The organism is Halobellus inordinatus (assembly GCF_024464655.1).
Classification (GTDB): domain Archaea; phylum Halobacteriota; class Halobacteria; order Halobacteriales; family Haloferacaceae; genus Haloquadratum; species Haloquadratum inordinatus.
In genome coordinates this window covers 244,239-267,606 of record NZ_JANHAV010000004.1, presented here as the reverse complement: position 1 = coordinate 267,606, position 23,368 = coordinate 244,239, and the positions used below count along the sequence as shown (strand labels likewise).

The following is a 23,368-nucleotide window of genomic DNA, read 5'->3' as shown; positions in this document are numbered from 1 at the left end:
TACGGAAGACTCGAAGACGCCGTGTACAGGAGCGGCGATTCGTGATACGAGTGTCGGGTGGTTCTATAGCAAACACCTTTGGCGCCGACCCGTTTGATTATAAACCATCTATGAAGTCGAAGCTCGATTCGGACTCGGACCCACACGTGGCGCAGCCTCGAACCAGCAGCACACTACAGACGCACAGCCCCGTGGCGGCCGAATAATCGTGTCTTCCACAGCCGTACTTGATTCGTCGACCGTCTTGCTTGTCGGGACGAGCGAGTGGCTCACGCGGTTCGCAGCGACGCTCGAAGCACGGACTGACGCGACCGTCGACTCGGTTGCATCCAAAGCGGCGGCACTGCGTGCTGTCAAAACGCGGGCCATTGACTGTCTCGTTAGCGAGTATACGCTGCCGGAAAGTACCGGAATCGGCCTCCTCGAGGAGATCCGCACTGAAACGACGGCGCTTCCGGTCCTGCTCTGCGCCACCAACGGAAGCGAAACGATCGCCAGTGAGGCCATCGGAGCCGGCGTCACCGACTACATCGCACTCACGGACCCTGCCGAGCAGATGACCGACGGGCTCGTCGAACGCACCGAACGGGCGATTCGATCCGCACGACGGTCGGCTACCCAGCGGGAGCGCGCTCGCCAATTCGATGCGAGCTTTCACGATGCGCGGACCGCGACGTGGGTTCTGGACGCGGATGGGACTCTCGTTCGGGTGAATCAGACCGCAAGAGAGATGATTGACGACCAGATCGGCGCGATCGTCGGCGAGCCGTTCTGGACGCTCCCGTGGTGGTCCCAGTCGGGCGCGGTCAACGCAGACGTCCAACAACTGGTAGACCGAGTTCTCGACGGGCGATTCGGCAAGGCGGTCGTCCTACAGCCTCCTCACGGTGACGATCCGCGCGTTATCGACCTCTCGGTACGCCCCGTCAAGAACGAACGCGGGGGCCTCGCCTCGGTCGTCGTCGAAGGCGTCGACATCTCCGACCGCGTCGATCTCGAACGTGATCTCCGGCAATCAGAAGAACTGCACCGCGTCACGCTCAACAATATGACCGACACGGTCCTCATGACGGACGAGGCCGGCGAGTACACCTACGTCTGTCCCAACGTTCACTTCATATTCGGGTACACAGCCGAGGAGATCCGAGAGCTCGGAACGATCGAGGAACTGCTCGGAGAGGACCTCTTCGACCGGGCGGAACTCGCGGCCGACGGCGTCCTCAAGAACATCGAAACGACAGCGACTGACAAAGCCGGGCGCGAACATACACTCCTCGTCAACGTTCGCGAGGTCTCGATTCAGGACGGGACACTTCTCTTCAGCTGTCGGGACGTCACGAAACGCAAACAGCGCGAAGAAGCACTCGCTACGCTCCAAGAGACGGCGCGTGACTTTCTCTACGCCGAAACGCATCAGGAAATCGCCCAGCACGTCGTCGACGATACGTCCAGCGTCCTCAATCTCGAGGCGAGTGCCGTCTATCTCTTCGATGCAGACGCCAACGACCTCCGACCCGCCGCACACTCGGCGACGATGGACGAACTGAACGGCCCGCTCCCCACCGTTCACGCCGACGGCGAAACGCTTCCGGGCTACAGTTTCGTCGAGGACGAAGTGCTGTTTTTCGACGACGTCCACGACGCCGCTCGGCTGGAAAACCGCGCTACCGACCTCCGGAGTACGGCTTACATTCCTCTCGGAAACCACGGTGTGTTCGTCGTCGGTTCGAACCAGATCGGGATCTTCGACGACGTGACGCGGGAACTGGCTGATCTGCTCGCAGCCACTGCTGAAGCAGCCCTCGACCGCGTCACACGAGAATCTCGACTCCGGGAGCAAGACCGAACGCTGCAAGCGCAAAACGAGCAGCTGACGGCGCTGAACCGCGTCAACGAGACGATTCGAGAGATCGATCAGGCACTCGTGCAAGCGGAGACGCGCGAAGAGATCTACCACACAGTCTGTGAACTGTTAACCACTGGTGATCGGTTCCGGTTCGCCTGGATCGGGACAACTGACCCAGCGACCGATACGCTCGAACCCCGGGCCTGGGCAGGCACCGAACGGGGGTACCTGGATAGTCAGTCGTTTGCCATCCAAGCGTCGGGGACAGAGCCAGCCGGCCAGGCCGCAGCGACTGGCGATGTCACGATGGTGGCCAACGTCGCTGCCGGTCTTCGCGAGGAAGTCTGGCGGAAGGACGCGCTCTCTCGTGACTACCTCTCCGTACTGAGCATCCCACTGGTGTACAACGATCTCACACACGGCGTGTTGACCGTCTATGCCCCGACTCAGGATGCATTCGGTGAGACGACGAGGGCAGTCCTCGCCGAACTCGGCGACACGATCGCCTCTGCTCTCAGTGCGATCGAACGAAAAAACGCTCTGCTCACGACGTCGATGACGCGTGTCGAGTTCACCATCGACGACCCGACGTTCGTCCTCTCACGGCTCGCGCGGGACGCGGGCTGTACTCTCTCGTATCAAGGTGGCGTCCAGCAATCTACAGAAGGGAGTTACGTGTTCGTGACCGTCGAAGACGGGGCGGTCACGAACGTGGCAAGCGCCGCCTCGCAGTCGGTCGGCATCGACGAAGTACAGCAGATCAGTACCGACGGTGATGGAGGCGTCCTGCGACTTCGGCTCACACAACCGTTTCTCGCCTTGGACCTGGCCGACCACGGCGCCGTCTTCCGTAAGGCGACTGCGGACCCGACCACAACGACGCTCGTCATCGATATCCCGGACAGCATCGACGTCCGAACAGTGATGCAACTCGTCCGCGGGACGTTCAGCGACGTCGAACTCCGTGCCAAGCAGACGCTCGATCAGGCCACAGAACACACGCTCTACTCGAAGTTCCTGGACAAACTGACGGATCGACAACTGGAGGTGATTCAAATGGCGTACTACAGCGGCTTCTTCGAGTCGCCGCGCGAAAGCACGGGCGAAGAAATCGCGGAGAAACTCGGCATCTCTCCGCCCGCGTTCTATCAGCACGCCCGGACCGTACAGCGCAAACTGTTCACAACGCTCTTCGAAGAGAATAGTCTCCCCACAGCCCCCTCTACAGACGTGGTTGAATAACGAACCATATTCTTAGCTATTGGTTTTATACTTAACCATCGAGTATACCGGCCTCCGTGTACTACGTCCGGGTAGAGTGCGCCACTTCACCGGCCGCACTAGTGAACTCACAATGAAAGACGTCGACATCAAACCGGCCGCAGAAGCCGTCTACGAGTGCTTCGAGTGTGGCAACATCCTTCTCACAGAGGAGAACCCCGGCACGTGCCCAGACTGTAGCGGACCAATGCGAAACCGCCAGATGCCGCTAGAGTAGATATTCGATCTGATTGTCGCTGTTCCACCTGAATAGCGAAGAAGCCCGGGCTAGTAGCGAAATCGACCAATGTCAGGGACGGTAGTGCGTTAGATTGTGTTCTGGGTCACGCTCGAGTCAGCCTCGACGGTGACGCTCACTTCTGACTCCCCGGCAGGAGTCCGAACGCCGTAGTTCAGTTCTCTCCCCGGATCGGCGTTTTTGCTGGTCGCCGAGACTGTTCCCTCCCCAGATTCCATCGGATCGAGAACGATATCGAACCCTTTCGGCCGGTACAGAGGGTATGAGAAGTTCACCGCGCCGCGGAACGTCCCGGGGCCATCGCCCACGTTCTCGGCGGACACCGTAATGTCGAAGGTTTCCTCAGGCGCAACTGTGTCGGGGGTGCTCGCAGTCCACTCCCACGCCGGTGGCGGCGTCGTCGCTTTCTCTGTGTCGAGACTCCACTCCCAAGAGTCGGTACCGCGTTCCATTCGGAGCGACGGCGCTGTGTCGAGTTGGGCTGGGGTTTCGAATACGAGCCACCCCCGAGATTCGCCACCTCTTTGTTCGGATGGGTACGGTTCGCCGGGCACGTCGAGGCCGACCGGATAGCGCCCTTGGATGTCTACGGGGTCGTGGATCTCGTCAGCGGTGACAAGCGTGAATGCGTCTCGATCCGGGGCGAGATCCGCCTCACGGGCGTCTACAGTGACGAACACGAACTGGCCGTCCGCTGTCCGGATCGCGTTCCAGTCGACATTTTCGATGTGACGGTACGCGTACTGGACAGCCGCCGCCTCGCTAGTCACCGCGGGGCGAGCGGGTGTGCCGGGCATCGTCGTAACCGTGTCAGCCGAAGACTCGGTCCTCGTCCTGGGTGTGTTGCCGACACAGCCGACGAGGCCGGTGGTTGTCAGACTCACGAGAAACGCGCGTCTGGAGGGCATCACCCGTGGATTCGGCCGTTCGCGGTAAATGTTTTCTGCGCGGTCTATTTTGTCGAGGCCGCATCCGAACTACGGTTTACGAGGATGATTCGCTAGACGAGCGAGACGATCCAAAACAGTACTGCGAGGGTTCCCGCCGTGAGCGTCGCCGACCCATTGTCCAACCCCTGGCTGTGTACGAGCCCGGACCGCCAGATGATCGCACTCCAGAGCGTCGTCGCGCCGGTGAAAAGCGGCTGCCACGTCAGTAGCGGTGCCATCTCCGCTTGGATCCACTCGGCCATCACCGCGGGGTCGTCGCTCGTCGTCACTGTGAGCGGGTCGAGGACCACGAAGAGGACGGCCACCCCGACGACCAGACCGACGAGTGACGGGAGCAGCCCCCACATCGCGACGGCGAAGGAGGTCCCAACTCCATTCTCGCCGTTGAACACCCAGGCGCCGACGTGAAGTGCGCCTCCAACCAGCACGAACACGATCCCCACACCGAGAAGCGCGGGACCGATGAGCTGACCGATGGCGTCTGCGAGGATCGCGTCGATGTTTCGTTCGATCTGCGCTGGCGCATCACACCCGACGTCCATCGAGGCTGCTGCGTGCTCGCAGAACTGCTCGGATGGTCGGTTCGGGTTGTCGACCATCACGGTGCCGTCGACCCGCGCTTTGAGGACCTGCCCGACGCCCCAAACCGCGAGTGGGACTGAGATCAGGTGGAGCAGTATGAGGACCAGCGCGTGCCCGGCGTCGGGATCCCGTTCGGTGAAGAACTGCCCCGGTCGGAGGAGTGGCGTCACAGGAGGCATACGCCCAGTTTGGCGGTCGCCTGCGGAAATACTACTGGTAATTGCAACGAGCGTTTGAGTGTTCGTCGATGTCGTGTGCCCCGGCTCAGATCCGAAGCGAACGCGTGTGTGGTCATATCGAGAAAATGCCCAGTAGCGCGAGCACAGCGACACCAAATCCGGGGATACCGAGCAGTCCGAGGTATTTCAGTTTCTCCCACCGGTAGCCGAAGAACGAAAAGGACCCAGCGAAGGCAAACCAGAACAGAAACAGGGCATTGTGCTGCTCGATTCCTCGGACCCCGATCAGAGAGAGAAAGCCGAGAAAACCGAGCGGCCACACCGGCGGGTCCTCGTTCAGGGGGGACGTATCCGTCGTCATACCGTCGAAAATGTCGGCAGTATATAATAAATGCCGGGTCGTCTCCCATCCAACGGTTCCAGTTCCTCGGAGAGACCGGTATACCTTGTTACGGACTGTCATTCCCCGCCGTCCGAGCCGACTGCGATTCCGCTTCGGTTTGAACCCCCACAACGGAGGGCCCCAACACTACAGTGCCGTTACAGTTCTTCGGGGTTCTCGTCCTCGAAGATTACCGCTTCGAGTTTGTCCAACAGTCCTTCGGGGTCTTCGCGCTGGAAGATGTTCCGCCCGACTGCGAGGCCGTTTCCGCCGACTTCGATCGTCGAGAACACATCTTCGAGGAATGCCTCGTCGCTGCGCTTCGAGCCACCGCTCATCACCGTCTTCATCCCGCCCACGACGTCTTCGAGTTGCTGCCAGCCGTCCTGCGTCCCCGGGTACTTACACTTGACCACGTCGGCGCCGAGTTCGAGGCCCAGGCGGGCGCCGTATGCGACGACCTTCGGATCCGTCTGCCCGCTGTACTCCTCGCTGTTCTGGATGCCCTTGCCACGCGGGTAACTCCACATCACCACGGGGATGCCGTATTTCCGCGCTGCCTCCTGGACGTCGCGGAACTCCTTCCACATCTCGTCTTCGTGGGTTGAGCCCGCGTACATCGTGTATCCGATTGCGTCGGCGCCGAGTTCTTCGACAGCGTACCGCACCGAGCACTGTTTTGGCGAGTAGTAGTCGTCACGTGCCGCCAGGTTCGAGTTACCGTTCAGCTTTACGAGCAGTGGTGCGCCATCGTCGATGCCGTTTGCTTTCTCCCACGATCGATAGTACTCGGCGTTGCCTTTCTGCAGCGCGATCGCCGTCACTGCATCGTGCCGTCCGACGTCGAAGACGTGCGTTGGATCGGCGCTTTTCGGCATCGGCTCGAAGTCCACAGGGCCGTGTTCGGTTCCGTGATCGTACGCGAGGATGAGGGAGTTGCCGTTCCGGACGATCGGACTGTCGTTGATATCTTCCATATTCGGGAATCTACCCATAGCGGGTTTTAATTTTCGCTATTGGACAGCGTCTCGAAAATCGCGTCTCTGTCTTCCGAGGCTGCCGCCTCGCTGGCGTACACGGGCAAAGCTTGCTCTCCATAGTAGCGTTTGCAACTGATTACACACCCAACCGCACGACTGCGTGGGATTAGTTGGGTGAAGACTTGCAAACGCTACTATAGCTCCTATCGGCCGCTGGATCGGTTCCCGTGCTACTCGGTGTCGACCTCTCCAGGTGTTCAGATTTCGTCGATAACCTCGTCGGCGAACGTCGTCATCGCTTGCTGTGGGTTTTCGGCTTCCAACCCGACGATCACGTGATCGAGTCCGAACGCTTCGAGTCGTCGGAAATACTGTCTGAACCATTCGACGCCGGCACGGTAACCGAGGTGGAGATGTTCGGGGTCGGCCGCTGGATCATCGGCGAGCCCGACGCGAACTGCGATCACGAACGGCTTGTCGCCGGCCAGCCCTCGCCAGTCGTCTAGGTGACTCTGGAGCGTGTCGTCCGGGAGGTGATAGAACAGCCAGCCGTCGCCGTGCTCGGCGATCCACTCGATAGATTGGCGAGCGTACCCCGTCGGGAGTAGCGGCAGCGTCTCGGTCGTCGGTTTCGGCACGACGTCTAGGTTGCCATCCATACGTCCCCACGACCCTTCGAGTGTCGGATACTCCTCGCCCCAGAGCGCCCGGAGCGCGTCGACGTGTTCGCGAACCAGCGCGCCTCGATCGTCTGGTTCGACATCGAATGCGGGATACTCGGGATCACGATCCCCGGAGGCGACTCCGAGGACGAGTCGCCCCGCCGACAGTTGATCGACGGTTGCGGCGGACTTCGCGACGTGGATCGGATGGCGTAAGGGGAGGACGATGCTTGACGTCCCGAGCGCGACGTCGTCCGTGTGTGCGGCGACGTGCGAGAGTAACGGCCACGTGTCGAAAGCGCCGCCGGCGTCACCGAACCGCGGCCAGTACGTCGGGACGTCCCGCGCCCAGAGTCCGTCGAATCCGACCGCTTCGGCGTGGCTTGCGAGCCGGACTTCGTCCTCGATGGCCGGGGTTCCCGTCCGTTCGTCGGTGAGCGGGAATCCGACCCCGAAAGAGAGTCCGGTGGAGTCGAATAGTCGTCTGTAGCCGGCGTTCGCACACGCGAGATCAGCCATTAGCTTGTCTTGCCGGTGGAGACGCATGTGCGTTGCTCTCCCGGCATACGCCACGCCAGCATACGCTCGATGAGCTCACGTCCGACGATGTCGCCCCCCACTGCACCCGATGGACACCACACTACCCGAAAGTGGATAGCGGTCTGTCCGTGACTCAGAGGAACGTTTGAGCTATCCGAAACTTGATACAGTCAGTTAACCATCGTTCGTGTATGGGACCCGACACTGATCGTGGTTGTCCGAAGTGCGGACACACAGAGACCGATGTCGGCACGATTTCGACGACCGGCGGTGGTCTCTCGAAGATGTTCGACATCCAGACGAACAGCTTTAAAGTCGTCTCCTGTACGAACTGCGGCTACTCTGAGCTGTACCGAGACACGACCTCTGGGACGAGCGACATAGTTGACGTCTTCCTCGGATGATGACCACTGGCTTCGTGTTCGCCATTTTCTTTCTGCTCAGTATCCTCGGTGCCTTCATTCTCTACACCCTCGTCAGGTCCGAACACGACCAGCGCGAAACGATGGATCGTGAGCGTGCTGAACAGGCAGCACGCCGTGACACTGATGATAAAGACTACTGATCACGAGGGAAGACGGCTGCACAGCGGGCCGCGATTCGAGACGACTCGGTACGGACTTGAGCCGATACTACCTCACACGAACATCTCTTCTCGCGTCCCTCTCCCTACAACCCGGGGTGGGATAGGCATAACTAGCTTGCCCTCCTTGCACTAGAGAGATACTTATGGACATATCCGAGATACTCTCGACGAAGTTCACCGAGTTCGACATCGGGACTCCTCTCTCGAAAGTCGCTGGGGCATTCGAGAATCAGGAACTCGATGCCGTCGTCGTAACGGACGGCGACGAGTATCGTGGCGTCGTCAGTCGCCGACAGTTGGCGTCCTCGTCGAACCAACCGTCTGCGAAGGTCGGCTCACAGGTACAGCACGTGCCGACTGTCGACCGTACCGAGGACGTCCGCGAGGTCGCACGCCTTATGATCGGGAGCGACGCCAAGACGCTTCCCGTCCTCGACGACGACCGTGTCGTCGGTGTGGTGACTGGCGATGCAGTGCTCGAGGCGGTCCGGTCGTTTCTCGATGCGGCAACTGTCGACGACGCCTACACGGAGGAGTTGATCAGTGCGACTCCCGAAACCACGATCGGAAAAGCGCTCAATATGCTTCGAGAAGCCGGAATCGCCCATCTCCCGGTCGTCGACGAGAACGAGCTTGTGGGTATGTTGAGCCTGTACGACGTCATCGAGTTCACGACGCGGGGCGGCAGCAAGAGCCAAGGCGGGTCGTCGAGTGGCTTCGGTGGCCGCGGCGGTGGCGGGCAGAACCGTGGTGGGTTCGGCTCGCGCGAGGGTGATTCCGACCGGATGCTCGACCTTCCGATACGGAACCTGATGTCCGACGCAGTCGTGACGGTCAAGCGGAGCGCACCGCTCGACGAGGTCGTCGGGATGATGTTCGACCGGGAGATCTCCTCGCTCGTCGTCACGGCCGACGACAACGACGAGCCAGTCGGTATCATCACGAAGACGGACGTCATCGAGGCACTCACTTGGGAGCGCGAGGACCGGAACGCGGTCCAAGTGTTCGGACTCGACTTGCTGGAGGGAATGGACTACGACGACGTCTCCGCATTAATCGAGAGTATGGCCTCGAAGTACGGCGATATGAGTGTCATCAAAGCCAGCATCGAACTGCAGGAGCACAAGGAACAGAGCCGGGGCGTGCCACTCGTGCTCGCACGGATTCGACTGGTCACCGACCGCGGCTACTTTACTGCCGATGGGGAGGGGTACGGCGCCTCCCACGCCCTCCGTCTCGCAGCGAACGCTGTCGAACGCCAACTCCTCAAGGGGAAGACCTACGGCCAGTCGAAGAAGCATCCAGATAGAGACGAGCAGGAACAGCTCTACGGCTGGTGGCTCGGTGGGTAAATACACGACGTTTATAGTAGCGTTTGCAAGTCTCCACTCACCGAATCGCACGCAGTCGTGCGATTGGCTGTGTAATCAGTTGCAAACGCTACTATAGCCCACCTATCGGTGGCTTTTCCCATCGCTGGGTCCCTCCAGCGGAAAGGCTTTTTCCGACAGCAATCGTTTGTGAGTCTACATATGTTTGAGGCCTCGACTTGCGAAACCCACGCGTGGGCGTCTGTCGGGGCCGTGGCCCGAGACAGAACGGTTTCCCGCTTCTGCGGGTGCGAGAACTGGCCAGTCTGGGCCCTCGAACCATTTACCCCCGACCACGAACGAGACTGGGATGATACCAGGCTGGCCGAGCGTTAATATGGCTGTCTCGGGCGAGTTGCTGACGCAGGTTTCGATTGGGGCGGTCGCGCTGTACACGCTTGTGACTGCGGCGAGTCGAGCGATCGGCCGGCTGCTGGCGCTCGCCGAGTACTACGACGTCGACGAAGTCCTCGTCGGGATGACCGTCCTCGCGTTGGGTACGAGTCTGCCGGAACTCAGCTCTCACCTCGTCGCGTCACTCGGGATACTCTCTGGCGTCCTCGACTACCAGGTTACCTCGGCTGTCGTCATCGGCGGGAACACCGGCTCTTCAACCGTCCAGCAGTTCCTCCTCGTCGGCGTTCTTCTCATCGGATATGGGACGGTTCACGTTTCTCGGGCGTTCGTCTACGAGAGCTATCTGCCAATGCTGGGTGCGATTGGGGTGACGATGCTGCTCGCTTGGGATGGGACGATTAGTCGGCTTGACGGGTTCCTGCTACTGGGTATCTATTTGGTGTACGTCGGAGTGATAATCTCCCGTCGGGAACGAACCCAATCACTCCGAGAGCCCCCGAGTAAAAACCCTCGCCGAGACGCTGTGGTTGCCGCGGCTCTGCTCGTCCTCGTCCTGCTCTCTGCCTCTCTTATGCTCTCGGTCGTCGAGATAGTCGTCGATACGCTTGCCATCGGTGGATCGATGGTCGGTATCGTGACTATCGGCGTGGCCGCCGCGTTACCGGAACTGACAGCCGTGATGGACGCCATTCGCCGGCGGTCGCCCCACGTCGCGCTCGGCACCCTCGTCGGGAGTAATATCGTCAACCCCCTCGTCGGTATCGGTCTCGGTGGCGCGCTCTCGACTTACTCCGTTCCGTCGGCCGTCATTCTTTGGGATCTCCCGTTCAAGCTAATCGCCGGCGTGGGACTGCTCGGCTGGGCGCTGTACTGGCGAGAGGGGCAGTTCACACGGACCGAAGGGGGCTATATGTTGGGGCTGTACTTCGCTTTCCTGGCAGGACGGCTGCTGTTGTTCCCAGGGCAGTAGACGGCCGAAACGTCACCGTTGCATAGAAAGACGTGACGAGGACGGTCTCCACTTCGTGCACCTGTCCAGAGTGTGAGACAGAGGACGACGTGTTTCTCAACCTCGCCCGGAAAAAGAGCGTTTTCGAGGGTAAAAGGGTGATGCGTCAGCGGTTTTCGGGGGCGCGGATGGGAGCCTCGGGCATTTCGATTCCTTCGCTGGCGAAGGCGGCCATCGAGCGCTCTGTCACGTCCGAGGCGAACGCGAACTCGTCGCGAAGGTCGGCCACATAAGCCTTGCCGCGAATCGTCCGATAGTAGGATTCGTCCTCAACCAGGACCGTGAACGGGTGGTCGTCGTCGACGTAGACGTACTTCGAAGTCACCATTGCCTCCTCGACGATCGCACTCGCTCGATCGACATCGGCAGAGGCGGTGACCGCGAGCTCGACGACAACCATCATCTCTGACTGGCCGGCGTTGGCGTTCGAGACGTTCGCAGTGAACATCGTCGCGTTCGGGATACTGACGGCGCTGTCGTCGGGCGTCCTCAGCGTCGTCGCCCGGAGGTCGATATCTGTTACCTCGCCGTAGTCGCCGCCGATGGAGACCTTGTCGCCGACTTGGTAGGGGCGCTCGGTGACGAGCACCAACCCACCAATTATCGCCGCGAAGAGGTCCTTCAGGCCGAACCCCAGAGCCGCCCCGAACAGTCCCGACACTGCGAGCAACTGTGCGGTCGATAGTTGGAGCAACGGTCCCAAGATCAGATACGCCGCAGTTCCGTAGATGAGAACCCGCGCGATCGGAACAACAATCTTGATTCTGATCCGCCGGTGGGGAAGGCGCTCGGCGACAGCCGTGAGCACGTACCCGACGACCTGAGTGGTCAGGTACGCGGCTACGACCACCCCCACCATTCTCGTGAGCGTCTCCTGGGCTATCCCCAGGTCTACCAGCGCCTGGAGCGCGGTCACAGTATCCGCCCCCGTTCGGTCGCCGGCGCGGCGGCCGGCACTGCCGCCGGTACCAGTTCCACGAGATCGTCCTCAACCGTGACGAGACCGTCGCGCGAGAGGCGCCCGAGGACCCGGTCGAGTCCGTCAACAATTCCCGCGAGCTGTGCCCGGTTGACCCGCTCTTTCGCGAGCACGATCCGCAGACAGAATGCCTCCTCGCGGTCCAAGTCCCGATCGGACGCGGGGACCGCGATGTCGCTCGGGCGTACCTCCGCCCCCTGACGGGTCTCCCAGATCGCCGTGGCGACACCGAGGTTCCCGTTCGAGACCGCAGCGAGCCGGCCGAACGTCACGTCCTTTGGATCCAGATCTCCATCCGAAAACAGGCCCCTGACTGCAACTGGACTTAGCATAGGGACCGGCACCGATACCGACCAGTCCCGCCAGCTAATTTCGTGGTGCGTCGTGACGACCAAGCCGCCCTGATCGGGGTCGTCGGCGACGAATGCTGGCATCCCGTCGTACCGATCTAGCACGAGCTCCGCGATCCGTTCTGCGGGGAGGGGCTGGACCCCAACGGTGACGGGAAACTCCCGGTCGAGGGCCTGCACCGCCGTGAGATACGCCCACGCGTACCGGTTCCAGCCGGTCACTACCGTCGCATCGACGCTTGCAAGGTCGTTGAGGAACGCAGACAGCCCCTCGAAGCCGCTGATACGGCGCTCGTACAGGTGCTGGCAATCCTCGACCACGACCGGTCCGCCTTTGATCTCTCCCCGGACCCGGTCGACGCTGTCGCTCGGGTCGAGGGCGACTCGGGTCGCGTCCAGTTCCTGCACTGCCCGGTCAAGAACGGTCCCGCGTCCGGAGAAGGGACCGCCGACGACGGCGACCGGCCCGGCTACCTCGCCGGAGAGGACCGCCTCGAACGCCTCGTGGTCGTCACCGAGGAGCGATAGGGTATCCGGTCCCCTCATCGGACAGAGAGCGTTGGTTGGCTGGACGTTCGGATGACGCGCTCGGTGGGACTCCCGAGCTGGACCTCGATCGTGCGACCATATGTGCCCAGAGTGACGAGGTCAACGTCGTTCTCGTCGACGTAGGCAAGGAGTTCTCGGGACGGCCATCCACGCCGGATAGGTGTCTCCACACTGAATCCCCGTTCTCGACCCATCGCACTCTCGTCTAGCGCGGTGTCCCCGCTTTCTTTGAGGAGTCCGACGCTGCTCCGGGGGACGTCCTCGTAGGCGTATGTGTTCGTGTCCTCGACGTAGCGGATGTGCACCGCCGCGTTGTCGGTCCGGGCGAGTTCGATCCCGTGGCTGCCGGCCTGTTCGATTTCGCCACTTCCGTCCGTCGGGATGAGAATGTGGTCGTACATAGGCTCCCCTATTGGTATCTACAGTTCGCGTTAGTAAGTACTCACGCGGAGGTCACTCGCCTCGTTTGCCGTACGTCTCTTCCCCCCAGCCAAAATCGGAGGCTTCGTCGTTCCGGTCGAGGTAGTCCTCCAGCGTCTCGTGGACGGCTCGGCCGAGATCCCGTAACGCGGCGTCGATCATCGAAACCGTGCTCGAGTCGAGCGACTCGGTCGCGTCTCGCTCCCGCCAGTCATCCGGTATAGTCGGGGCGTCGAAGCGGAGACGGTCTTCGGTCGGATCCCAGTAGAAGTCGAACGATTGGAACAGGCCGAGGTCGCTGACGATTCGAACGTGCTCTTCGTCGAGGTCCGTGTACTCGGCCCATTCGTTGAACCCCTCCTTCCATGCACCCTCCTGGAGCAGGTCTTCGAGATCTTCGCGGTAGAAGTCCTCTGACCCGAGTGTCTCGTCTTGCAACTCGAACTCCCGTGGCATCCCTCGGTTCGAGAGGTCTGGTGGTTCCGGAACCTCTACATTGAGTACCATACCACATATTACACCTTGAATACAATAAAGGCAAGTAACAATTCCCGGCACCTCCGACTTCTGCGCTCGCGTTGAGTTCTAGGATCATTCTCGACCACGTGCGTTTTGCCTTCCCCACCGTTGAACACGCTCTACAGCACCATCTCTTGACGCTGTGAGCGTACTCAGCGCGACGATGATACTGTCGGACAGAACTAGGTGAAGAATTCCGGCCTCCCGTGAGTGCCAACATAATTCACGAACGTCTGACCGACAGTATGAGTTTCTGTGACACCTCCCTCACCCGGTCGTTCTTGCTGACGGCCTGTTTTATTGCGCTGGGCCGACAACTGTTCACGTATGCGAGGATTCCGAATCGGTTCGGCGTTTGGTATCCCTATCAGGCTCAACTGGACTTTCCTGATCGTCCTTCCGCTCTTCGCCGTATTCATCGCCTGGGACATCGCTGAGTTAGTAGTGGTGATAAACCAGACGTTCGGCGCCACGATGGACCCGAACCAGTTGACGGACGGGACCCTCCCGTGGATACTCGGACTGGCTTCGGCGCTGGGACTGTTTACCGGCGTCCTATTGCACGAGTTCGGACACTCGTTGGTCGCGTTGCGATACGGATACGAGATCGATTCGATCACACTCTGGTTACTCGGCGGCGTGGCTAGCTTCACCGAGTTCCCCGAAGACTGGCGTCACGAGCTGGTGATCGCTATCGCTGGTCCCGTCGTGAGCGTCCTCCTCGGCGTGGGCTCCTATGTGGCATTTACCAGTCTCCCATCGAGTGTCGACGCAGCCCGGTTCGTCTTCGGCTATCTTGCAATCCTGAATATAGTGCTCGCTGCGTTCAATCTGCTCCCCGGCTTTCCGATGGATGGCGGACGTATTCTACGAGCACTCCTCGCTCGAAACCAGCCACACGCAAAGGCAACCCAACAGGCTGCTGCCGTCGGGAAACTGTTCGCGTTCGGTCTGGGGCTTCTCGGGTTGTTCACCAACTGGTTTCTCATCATACTGGCGTTTTTCATCTACATTGCTGCATCCGGCGAGGCCCAACAGACCACGATCAAGGCAGCTTTCGAAGACATCACCGTGAACGACGTGATGACGCCTGGAGAGAACCTCAAGACGGTTTCCGAGGAGACCACTATCTCTGATCTCCTCACGAAGATGTTTACCGAGCGCCATATCGGGTATCCAGTACTGCGAAACGGCAATCTCGTTGGGATGGTGACGCTGGATGATGCAGGTGCTATCGAAGAAGTCGAACGCGATGCATATCGCGTCGAGGACGTGATGTCGACCGACCTCCATACGGTCACCCCTGACACCGACGCAATGACCGCCTTCCAGCAGATGCAGCAGAACGGCGTTGGACGCTTGCCGGTCGTCGACGGATCCGGTGACCTCGTCGGGATCGTTTCTCGGACAGATATGATGCGGGCGTTCAACGTCATCCAGAGCGGCGGGTCGCCAGGGACACTCGGCCAACCGGTCGAACCAAGTCTCCAGTGAGAACCAGTTCTCACGATTCTGGGGCTCGTCCGTGAGACGGTCGCGGCTTCAGACGCGGACTCCCCAGAAGAACGCGATCCCGAGGACGGTGACGATCGAGAGGAGGAATTGTAAGGGTGCGCCGACTCGAATGAAGTCAGAAAACCTGTACCCTCCGGGACCGTAGACGAAGAGATTCGTCTGGTAGCCGACCGGCGTCATAAACGCCGTCGAGGCGGCGAACGTGACCGCCAGGACGAACGCAAACGCGTTCGCCCCGATCGACTGGGCCGCGTTGGCAGCCACCGGAATCATCAACACGACGCTCGCGTTGTTACTGATGACGCTCGTCAACAGCCCCGTCGCGAGGTAGAAGACCCACAGGACGCCGATCGGGGGCAGGAACACCGACGTCGCAGCGACGGCATCGCCAAGCAGCGCCGCAGCGCCCGTTTGCTGCAGGGCGATACCGAGCGGGATGACGCCGGCAAGGAGGAAGATCACGTTCCACTCGACGGACGAGTAGAGTTCTGTCGGCTTGAGGACGCCGGTGAAGATCATCGCCACGACACCTGCAAGTGCTGAGACGACGATCGGGAGGATGTTCAGTGCCGGCAGTGCGACCACGCCGGCGATGATGCCGACTGCGAACGGGATCTTCTCGCTCCGATAAGTCATCTCGTCGAACTCGTGGGCGACGATGAAATCCTCGTTCTCGACGAGTCGCGTAAGGCTATCTGGCGGTGCCTGGACTAATAGCGTGTCACCGACGCGAATACGGATGTCCTCGAATCGGTCCCTGACGACGTCTCCGCGGGTGCGGAAGGCCAGCACGTTCGCGTCGTAGCGCTGTCGAAACGAGGAACTCGCCAGCGTTTCGCCAACGAGAAACGAGCCCGACGGGACGACGACTTCGACGAGCACCGGTTCTTCCTCCTCCGGATGCAGATCGTCCTCTGTTTGCGGGCCGCCCGACAGTGTGAGCCCCTCTGCGTCCATAATGTATTCGAGTGTCTCTCGGTTCGTCCTGAGTCGGAGCGTATCGTGTTCGTGAATCTCCTTTCGAGCGAGAGGTTCGTCGAATTGTTCGCCATAGCGGATCAACTGTAACACGTCGATGTCGAGGTCGTCGTCGCCGAGCGCCTCCCCCACGGTCTGGCCGACCAGTGGTGAGTTCTCCGGGACGACGACGTCAGCGAGGTACTCCTGAAGCGCGTACTCCTCGACGAGGTCCTCGTCAGCCGGAATCCGTTCGGGAAGGAGTCGAACGCCGACCGTCATAAGGTAGAGGGAACCGACAGCGAAGACGACGACACCGAGTTTGGTGAACTCGAACATCCCGAACGCGTGTAGTCCGAGGCCGGGCGATTCCGCGCCGAGTTGGGCCGCGATATCGCTCGCGAGGATGTTCGTCGACGTCCCGATGAGTGTGAGCGTTCCCCCGAGCATCGACGCGAACGACAGCGGCATCAGGAGCTTCGACGGCGACGTTTTCCCCTCGTGTGCGAGATCAGCGATGACAGGGACCAGAATCGCGACGACTGGTGTGTTGTTAATGAACCCCGAGACTGGGCCAGTGACGCCGACCGTCGCGGCGAGTTGCTTCCGTCGGTCAGTCCCGGCGAAGTCGGCCATCTTGCGGCCGATCAACTGGACGATGCCGGTTCGGTTGATCCCCGTACTCAGGATGAGCATCGCCAAAACCGTGATCGTCGCCGGGTTCGCGAACCCCGAGATTCCCTCCCGCGGCGAGATCTGCGTCCACGGCTCGAGCACCATCAACAGGACCATAATCAAGATGGCGGTGACGTCGATCGGAAACCGTTCGGTCGCGAAGAGTACGAGAGCGAGGAGAATGAGGGCAAAGACAACGAACATCTCCGCTGTCACCGGTGTCGAAGCCAGGCTCTGGGTTGCCAGTGGAAGTAAAAACGGAGGCACACTGTATAGAGGTAGTTACGCGGGAAAAGTTCTGGTGTCCCGACTCGCCGGACGACTGGTGGTCCAGTTGCGATCTGATCGGCTATAGTAGCGTTTGCACGTCTTCACGCACCGAATCGCACGCAGTCGTGCGATTGGCTGTGTAATCAGTTGCAAACGCTACTATAGTACCACACGCCGACCGACAAATGTCGTCCAAGGGTAGAACCCTTCTTTGTCTCGCTCTTCTATCTGATGTGGTTGACGCTACCAGAACGTACGCTGACTACGACTCTTTCGCTCGCAGGTGGCACTCAGAGACGCTCAGAGACCGCGATGTGACCCTGGAGACGGCCCGAGAGCGAGGCCTCCTCAACGAACAAGATACGCATCGGCTGTGGCAGTTGTTGGGTCTCCTGGACGAAGACGACGTGTTCATCCAACTTCCGGAGTGGCTCGTCAACGAGAAAACAGACGACGCGCGGGGAAGCCTGGCTACCACATTTGTCGGGTTCATCTCCCGGGAAACCGAGGACGCAATTCTCTTCAAGGACTCGTCGCCGGGTCGTCGTCTGATGCAAATCGCTCACCAGATACACTCGATCGAACACGGAATAGAGAATGCAGTCGATAGCGACCGTCGAAAGCGGTTGAATGAACGGCTACAGGAAGAGTGCCGGAGGTTCGAGGAGCGGGACGACGTCCCGTATCTCTCTGACGAGTGGCTTCCGAAGTCCCGACTTATCACCATCATTCAACGGAGGGAGTAACCTCAACCCCGGTCTGTTCACTGGACTCCACGTGTGGGGCTCGCCCCGACACCTACGTGTACACGTAGGTCCTCAGAAGGAGCCAGGTCGGCCCCGACGAAGAATCCACGACATCAGTCCTCGAATTCACCGTCGTATTGTTCGTAGGTAATGATCAGTCGCCCCGGTGTAGGCTGCTTCGCTGCGTCTCGAAGCGTCCGGAATTCTTCCAAGAGTTCATCGGCGTCGTCCATTCCTTCTCGAACGACCCGTGATTCTTCTCGAATTGTATCGTATACCTGCTCCAGCATACGTCGCGTGGCGTACGAATCAGTCTTCGAGTCTATCTCGAAGGAAGCCTTGTATTGGGACATAGTCGTGGTTGGATCTCCATCGAGATAACTTCCCATCACGGTGAGAATCGTTCGTTTGATCCGAGACGATTCTCGTCCCCTCAGACTTACCAGTCCTGACAGCAGTAAGAACGCTCTCGGGGTCTCCTTCTTCGAGGACGATCGTCTCGCACTGCGCCCGTTGAAGCATCTTCGCAGCGTGGAGGTCGATTGATAGTGATTACTCTCACTGTTTACCGCCGAGCGCCACTCCCGGTGGCGATGGTCGGCGGTAAAAGACGAGAGTAATCACTATGAGACACTGCTTCTGGCGGTTCTGTCGAGATCGAGAATCATAGATCCTATAGTAGCATTTGCAAGTCTTCACGCACCTGACCGCCCGACAGCGTGTGATTGGGCGTCAGTTCGTCGTATACCACGTCAGCCGCGTAGTTTTCCCGGCGTTCTCGCTCGACCGCGGTGACAGTGAGATCCACGAAAACGCGACTGGAGGCCTCCTCGGATTTCTTGCGGGCACACTCGGAGCACGTTCTTGGACCGTATCCCGAGAGTGCTTGAGGCACGAGTGACCGACGGTAATATTGAGATTTGAGTCATTCGAGGACTTTTGAATACTCTCGCTGTAGTCGCCAGTGATGGCCCTCCAGCTATCGAGAGCGTTCACAGACGGTATCGATCGCGTTACGACGCGAACCGGCGGCATCCTGTTCGCACTGTTGCTCCTACAGCAGTTTCTGCTCTTGGCGTCGCTCAACACGGTGCTCGGCGCTCAGGTCCCGCCGGCAGCGGCTGACGCCCTCGGCCTGTCCCTTCCGGTCCCGACCGCTGTCGCCGGTGTGGTCTTGATCGGCGCATTCCTGTTCAGCGCTGTCTACTTCGTGATGCTCTCGCGGGCACTGACACGGCCGAAAGCGCAACTCGCCTCGTTCCCGAGTGAACTGTACACTCGCCGTATCGGCTGGGCGAGTCTCACGATGCTCGTCGCCGGAGTCGTCTCCGCTGTGGCAACGATGATCGGCTTCTTCTTGCTGATCCTTCCGGGGCTGTTCCTCGCTCCCCATTTCGTGTTTCTCATCTTCGCGGTCGGCGTCGAAGACCGCGGTGTCGTCGGGTCGCTGAAACGTTCCTGGGGGCTCGCAAAGGGGAACCGGCTTCGGCTGTTCGTGATCGTCCTCCTCGTCGCGGTCAGCGGGATGCTCATTGGAGTCGTGCCGACGGTCTTCCAACTCGCTGGCGCGCCCGCACTCGGCGACATCGCCTCCGTCTTGATCAACGGCATCCTGTATACGTTCGTCTACGGCATCATCGCCGCAGCGTACGTGCAACTCGCCGACGACACCGGCGATCGCGGTCCTGAGAGCACTACTTCGTCCACCACCCCGAGTGGACGAAGCAGCGCAGAACTCTGATAGTGATTACTCTCACTGTGTACCGCCGAGCGCCACTCCCGGTGGCGATGGTCGGCGGTAAGAGACGAGAGTAATCATTATGAAACAGTCCTCTGACCCTTCGCCGTCTATTTACTACCCGGGTGGGACCCAGAAACGATGCCCTCCGACACACCGCGGTCCACCAGGCGGCGCGTCCTCGCCTCGACGGTTGCCGCGCTGGGCTTGACCGCCCTCGCCGGGTGCAGCGGCAGCGGCTCTGGTTCCGCGTCCTCGCGTGCGGGACCCGACTCCGAACCGCCCGAAGACGCGCTCGTCAGCCCACCACACGTCACACTCCGCGGCCCGGCTACAGAGCCGAACGTCGTGCGCGAGACGGCGGCCGAGAACGAAACACCGTCGCCCGGCACGGAAATCGACGACTGGGCCCACTACGTCCTCGCCAACGGGGCTGACGCCGACGCAGTCACGTTCGCTGACGTTGACGGGGCCGACGAGGCCAAGCGGTTCCTTGAAGCGACGAACTTCGACTCCGAAACCGTCTACGTCGAGCGCCACCTCGTCGGCGAGTGCTACCGCCACCAACTCTGCTGGGTCCGCTGGACCGACGAGGAGATTGAGACTGACTATGCGCGGACCCTCCGCAACGCCGACGCTGCCTGCGAGGCCGACACTCGCGTCGCCGTGACGAACCTGATCCGGCTGCCGGTCGCGCTCGATCCCGACCAGATCTCGGGTTACAGCTCGGGTAGCGGTGGCGGGGCCTGCCGCCGCCCCGAGGGTGAGCGCCGGGAGGAGAGCGGATCGTGACTCACGAACACTGCGAGTCGGACGTCACTCGACGGCGACTGCTCGCGCTCTCGGGCGTCGGGACGCTGGCGTCGCTGGCCGGCTGTTCGGGACTCCTCCACGGAGAGAGCGAGCGGACCGTCGCTGCCGACGCGCTCGCCGATGCCGTCGCCGATGACCCGCCGACGGTTCCGGAGACGCTCCCGATCGAAATCGAGGCGTCGTTCGTCGACGAGCAGCGATCGATGGCAGAGTCCGACCTGGCGGCGGTCCCGGCTCCGTTCGACCGCGAAGAGATCCCGAACGGCGTGATTCGAGCGCGACTGAACGACACCTACGAGTCCGCCACCGACTCGATCGACCGGGTCGGCGAGGCGGAGACGCTATATGGCCGTCTCGGGCGAGCGAACAGTGCGCGTGTCGACGCACACCAGGTCCGGGCGGCGTGGCGAGCCATCGCAGCAGACCTGACGCTGTCGGATCTAGCAGCGGAGGCCGCAGCCGTCGAGGGCGCGATCGACGAAGTCCTCGCACAGTGGTCGTACGTCGGCGACGATCCTGTCCGCGCAGCCGTTGTCCACGAGGAGATCGAGACAGAGATCCAGTCCGCGCGGAACTGGATCTCCGCGGAACCTCGACGGCCCCCTCGGGATGGGGACACAGCGCTCGACGTGGCGGACCTCGCCGAGGACCACGAGCGAGCCCGGACGAGTGTCGCAGTCGCTTCCTATGTCTTCGATCGCTTTCGGACGAGTCTCGATGCGACTGCGGAGCAGCGCTCGCGTTTCGAGGCCGCCCGTGCGGAACTCCGAGAGCGGGTCCGGGCGCGGATGGGGTCGCTTCCGGCCGAAGACGTCGACAACCCGACGGCACTCGTCGATCGGGACGTCGGCGAGACGACGGGGGTACGGGCGCTCGCCAGCTTGGGCTCCGAAGCCAGATACCGCGCAGATGACGCGCTCGAAGCCGACGACGGCTCAACCCTCGCGAGCAGTATCCTCGGCGCAGCTGATGCACTGGTGTACACGCGAGCGTTCAACACGCTGCGCGAGCGGATCGACGGCGGCGACGACGTCGCCGTCGAGAGTGTTACTGACGTCGCCCACCTCCGGGCTGATGCAATCGATGCCGTCGAGCAAGCACGCACCGCCGACCGCGGTGAACTACTCATCCGCGCGATGCTGCCGTGGTACGCCAACGAGATCAGGTGGACAGACGATCAGTTCGAGCGGGAGTCGGGATCAGTCAGCCTCGATTCGGTATCGTTTGATGCCATCGACTACGTCGTCGCGGCCGCGACCTGCCGGGCGGTCGCGCCAGTGAGTGCTGACGTGGCGGCCACGCTTCGGGACCCCTGATCCGGGGTTGTCCGCCCCAATGCCTCTCCGCAAGAACCCAGACCGCCCGTGACTATCCCGCTCGCACTGTTGATCTGGTGACTTCTCGGTTGGGTGGCAATCTCCAAAGATCCGATAGTGCCAATCTCCGTCGGATTCAAGCGACTATGTTGTTGGGGTGCTTGTGGATACTGTCTTCTCACAAGTACAATCGACGTGGACAATCAGCCCACCCCCGCGGATTATTTATCCGAGTATGTTTATCTACCGGTGGTTATCCCTGGCTGGGAGAGGTCGCTATATTGTAAGATCACCGGAATTCAATACCGGGTGATGGCGACGAAATCATCATCGACGAGTGGCGGCTCGATCGTCAGCCTTCCATCCCACCCGATTGGATACGTGACCATCCTCGCGGCACTGGTCACCGGAGTGGTCCACCTACTGTTAGGGCCCCAGGTGATGGGGTTCAGTCAGACGATGGGAATACTGTTTATACTGAACGGACTTGGATTCCTTGGGGGTATTGCCCTCTATTTGAGCCGGTACTGGAATCAAACGCTCTATCTGGTCGCCGCGGGCTACGCACTGCTCACCATCATCGCCCTGTTCGGATTCCAAGGCTTCAGCGTCGAGGCCTTCTATATGCGCGGTGAGCTCAATCCGATGGCCGTCGCCGCCAAGGTGGCAGAACTAGTCGTGGCTGTGGGCGCGCTCTACCTGTATTCGGAATCCGGAGCGTAAGCGACTCCCACCGCGTACTTCGCCACGAATAGGGTCGTTCGCCGTCGGTTGCAACCGGGCGAGTGCCCGTCTGGCCAGCGCAGATGTGGCCCCGAACTCCAAACCAACGCCTCGACGGCGAGCGCTTTGTGTTCGATAGCCCTGTTGAACCCCTTATAAATTGATATATCTGCTCAGATTGCGGTCAGGGTGGAGAACGGTTACAGCACGCACGGAGCGACCCTTTTCTCCTCTCGCTCTGACTCTGCCGCTACGTCTGCGTATGTAACGTGTCGTCAGAGTGATATATTACGGGCCGGAGACTACAGGAAGGGAATAGTGAATGCCGCCGTGAAACAGCTGATGAGGAGCCAGCCGAGATAATTCCACCACGGGACTCCACGGTAGCGCGGCCCAGCGAGGTCGTCTGTATACGTCCAGTGGCCGTCTTCGACACCACGGTGGTCGGTTAGTATGTCGTAGGTGGTGGCGATGACACCGGTTGCGACGACTGCCGCCCAACCATCGGTTACGAGGAGTGCGATTCGGAGTGCAAGATATATGACTGCCATCCAGCCGAACAGGACATAGAGTGGGACGTCACTAACCTTCGGTTCGATGTGATGTTCGAGCCACCCGAGAGTAATGACGAGGGCCTCGGCGACGAACGCGACTACTGCTCCTCCTCCGAACAGTACGAGCGTTGCGGAGACTGGCCACGTGATCGCCGCGTGGGCGAGCGCGATGATGCCCAATGCAACGGTCGTGACGGCAAAGGCACGACTGCTCGTCATAGAAGAAGTCCAAAGTGATGGGGCAAAGAATTGTTGATTGTCTACCCTTTTGTTCGGGTATCT

At 60.8% G+C, this 23,368-nt stretch carries 24 protein-coding genes; 12 read left to right on the top strand and 12 right to left on the bottom strand.

The features are described 5' to 3' along the window. The first annotated feature begins 205 nt into the window (after positions 1 to 205). Complete coding sequence (locus tag NO347_RS10060; protein ID WP_256289505.1) at positions 206 to 3,088, top strand: bacterio-opsin activator domain-containing protein; 2,883 nt, start codon at positions 206 to 208, stop codon at positions 3,086 to 3,088. A gap of 112 nt (positions 3,089 to 3,200) precedes the next feature. Then, complete coding sequence (locus tag NO347_RS10055; RefSeq protein ID WP_121570540.1) at positions 3,201 to 3,344, top strand: rubrerythrin-like domain-containing protein; 144 nt, start codon at positions 3,201 to 3,203, stop codon at positions 3,342 to 3,344. Between the two features lie 89 nt (positions 3,345 to 3,433). Here NO347_RS10055 and NO347_RS10050 read toward each other — a convergent pair whose 3' ends face one another. The 5 genes from NO347_RS10050 to NO347_RS10030 all read right to left on the bottom strand — a co-directional run bounded on the left by NO347_RS10050 (position 3,434) and on the right by NO347_RS10030 (position 7,619). Then, the gene (locus tag NO347_RS10050) at positions 3,434 to 4,273 is read right to left on the bottom strand and encodes a hypothetical protein (protein WP_256289470.1); all 840 of its coding nucleotides are present in this window, start codon (positions 4,271 to 4,273) and stop codon (positions 3,434 to 3,436) included. A gap of 92 nt (positions 4,274 to 4,365) precedes the next feature. Then, on the bottom strand, positions 4,366 to 5,076 hold the full coding sequence (locus NO347_RS10045) for a YIP1 family protein (protein WP_256289469.1): 711 nt from the start codon (positions 5,074 to 5,076) through the stop codon (positions 4,366 to 4,368). A gap of 112 nt (positions 5,077 to 5,188) precedes the next feature. Then, positions 5,189 to 5,437 carry a hypothetical protein gene (locus tag NO347_RS10040; protein ID WP_256289468.1) on the bottom strand — a complete coding sequence of 83 codons (249 nt, stop codon included), beginning with the start codon at positions 5,435 to 5,437 and terminating at the stop codon, positions 5,189 to 5,191. Positions 5,438 to 5,616: 179 nt separating this feature from the next. Further along, positions 5,617 to 6,435: a class I fructose-bisphosphate aldolase gene (locus tag NO347_RS10035; RefSeq protein WP_256289467.1), complete on the bottom strand. Its 819-nt coding sequence runs from the start codon at positions 6,433 to 6,435 to the stop codon at positions 5,617 to 5,619. Between the two features lie 260 nt (positions 6,436 to 6,695). Further along, positions 6,696 to 7,619 (bottom strand): LLM class oxidoreductase, encoded by a 924-nt coding sequence (locus tag NO347_RS10030; RefSeq protein WP_256289466.1) that lies wholly within the window; start codon positions 7,617 to 7,619, stop codon positions 6,696 to 6,698. 212 nt (positions 7,620 to 7,831) lie between these two features. Between NO347_RS10030 and NO347_RS10025 the strand changes: the two genes are divergently transcribed. From NO347_RS10025 to NO347_RS10010, 4 genes are all read left to right on the top strand, one after another. Next, positions 7,832 to 8,044, top strand: coding sequence for a zinc ribbon domain-containing protein (locus tag NO347_RS10025; protein WP_256289465.1), 213 nt, complete (start codon positions 7,832 to 7,834; stop codon positions 8,042 to 8,044). Further along, positions 8,044 to 8,205 carry a DUF8143 family protein gene (locus tag NO347_RS10020; RefSeq protein ID WP_256289464.1) on the top strand — a complete coding sequence of 54 codons (162 nt, stop codon included), beginning with the start codon at positions 8,044 to 8,046 and terminating at the stop codon, positions 8,203 to 8,205. The genes NO347_RS10025 and NO347_RS10020 overlap by 1 nt, the downstream gene beginning before the upstream one ends. A gap of 164 nt (positions 8,206 to 8,369) precedes the next feature. Then, positions 8,370 to 9,578, top strand: a complete 1,209-nt coding sequence (locus NO347_RS10015) for a CBS domain-containing protein (RefSeq protein WP_256289463.1) — start codon at positions 8,370 to 8,372, stop codon at positions 9,576 to 9,578. A gap of 355 nt (positions 9,579 to 9,933) precedes the next feature. After that, positions 9,934 to 10,923, top strand: a complete 990-nt coding sequence (locus NO347_RS10010) for a sodium:calcium antiporter (protein WP_256289462.1) — start codon at positions 9,934 to 9,936, stop codon at positions 10,921 to 10,923. 145 nt (positions 10,924 to 11,068) lie between these two features. On the opposite strand, the gene NO347_RS10005 is transcribed toward NO347_RS10010, so the two are convergent. The 4 genes from NO347_RS10005 to NO347_RS09990 are packed head-to-tail and all read right to left on the bottom strand — an operon-like array spanning position 11,069 to position 13,767. After that, the gene (locus tag NO347_RS10005; RefSeq protein ID WP_256289461.1) at positions 11,069 to 11,878 is read right to left on the bottom strand and encodes a mechanosensitive ion channel family protein; all 810 of its coding nucleotides are present in this window, start codon (positions 11,876 to 11,878) and stop codon (positions 11,069 to 11,071) included. Next, positions 11,875 to 12,837 (bottom strand): hypothetical protein, encoded by a 963-nt coding sequence (locus NO347_RS10000; RefSeq protein WP_256289460.1) that lies wholly within the window; start codon positions 12,835 to 12,837, stop codon positions 11,875 to 11,877. Before NO347_RS10000 ends, NO347_RS10005 begins: the two co-directional genes overlap by 4 nt. After that, positions 12,834 to 13,241 carry a universal stress protein gene (locus tag NO347_RS09995; RefSeq protein WP_256289459.1) on the bottom strand — a complete coding sequence of 136 codons (408 nt, stop codon included), beginning with the start codon at positions 13,239 to 13,241 and terminating at the stop codon, positions 12,834 to 12,836. Before NO347_RS09995 ends, NO347_RS10000 begins: the two co-directional genes overlap by 4 nt. A 52-nt stretch (positions 13,242 to 13,293) precedes the next feature. Next, positions 13,294 to 13,767 carry a DUF7992 family protein gene (locus NO347_RS09990; RefSeq protein ID WP_256289458.1) on the bottom strand — a complete coding sequence of 158 codons (474 nt, stop codon included), beginning with the start codon at positions 13,765 to 13,767 and terminating at the stop codon, positions 13,294 to 13,296. A 339-nt stretch (positions 13,768 to 14,106) separates the two neighbouring features. On the opposite strand from NO347_RS09990, the gene NO347_RS09985 reads away from it, so the two are divergent. Then, positions 14,107 to 15,273, top strand: coding sequence for a CBS domain-containing protein (locus NO347_RS09985; RefSeq protein ID WP_256289457.1), 1,167 nt, complete (start codon positions 14,107 to 14,109; stop codon positions 15,271 to 15,273). A gap of 48 nt (positions 15,274 to 15,321) precedes the next feature. Here the strand turns inward: NO347_RS09985 and NO347_RS09980 are convergent, their stop codons facing one another. Beyond that, positions 15,322 to 17,130, bottom strand: coding sequence for an SLC13 family permease (locus tag NO347_RS09980; RefSeq protein WP_256289456.1), 1,809 nt, complete (start codon positions 17,128 to 17,130; stop codon positions 15,322 to 15,324). 251 nt (positions 17,131 to 17,381) lie between these two features. Between NO347_RS09980 and NO347_RS09975 the strand changes: the two genes are divergently transcribed. After that, positions 17,382 to 17,942: a hypothetical protein gene (locus tag NO347_RS09975; RefSeq protein WP_256289455.1), complete on the top strand. Its 561-nt coding sequence runs from the start codon at positions 17,382 to 17,384 to the stop codon at positions 17,940 to 17,942. 113 nt (positions 17,943 to 18,055) lie between these two features. On the opposite strand, the gene NO347_RS09970 is transcribed toward NO347_RS09975, so the two are convergent. Beyond that, positions 18,056 to 18,295, bottom strand: a complete 240-nt coding sequence (locus NO347_RS09970) for a hypothetical protein (RefSeq protein WP_256289454.1) — start codon at positions 18,293 to 18,295, stop codon at positions 18,056 to 18,058. A gap of 614 nt (positions 18,296 to 18,909) precedes the next feature. Here NO347_RS09970 and NO347_RS09965 point away from each other — a divergent pair. From NO347_RS09965 to NO347_RS09950, 4 genes are all read left to right on the top strand, one after another. Beyond that, positions 18,910 to 19,683: a DUF7847 domain-containing protein gene (locus tag NO347_RS09965; protein WP_256289453.1), complete on the top strand. Its 774-nt coding sequence runs from the start codon at positions 18,910 to 18,912 to the stop codon at positions 19,681 to 19,683. 138 nt (positions 19,684 to 19,821) lie between these two features. Then, positions 19,822 to 20,472, top strand: coding sequence for a hypothetical protein (locus tag NO347_RS09960; RefSeq protein ID WP_256289452.1), 651 nt, complete (start codon positions 19,822 to 19,824; stop codon positions 20,470 to 20,472). Further along, the gene (locus tag NO347_RS09955) at positions 20,469 to 21,809 is read left to right on the top strand and encodes a hypothetical protein (protein WP_256289451.1); all 1,341 of its coding nucleotides are present in this window, start codon (positions 20,469 to 20,471) and stop codon (positions 21,807 to 21,809) included. Before NO347_RS09960 ends, NO347_RS09955 begins: the two co-directional genes overlap by 4 nt. Before the next feature lie 312 nt (positions 21,810 to 22,121). After that, positions 22,122 to 22,532: a DUF7475 family protein gene (locus tag NO347_RS09950; protein WP_256289450.1), complete on the top strand. Its 411-nt coding sequence runs from the start codon at positions 22,122 to 22,124 to the stop codon at positions 22,530 to 22,532. A gap of 302 nt (positions 22,533 to 22,834) precedes the next feature. On the opposite strand, the gene NO347_RS09945 is transcribed toward NO347_RS09950, so the two are convergent. Then, entirely contained in the window at positions 22,835 to 23,305 is a 471-nt protein-coding gene (locus tag NO347_RS09945) for a carotenoid biosynthesis protein (protein WP_256289449.1), read from the bottom strand. Positions 23,306 to 23,368 lie beyond the last annotated feature (63 nt).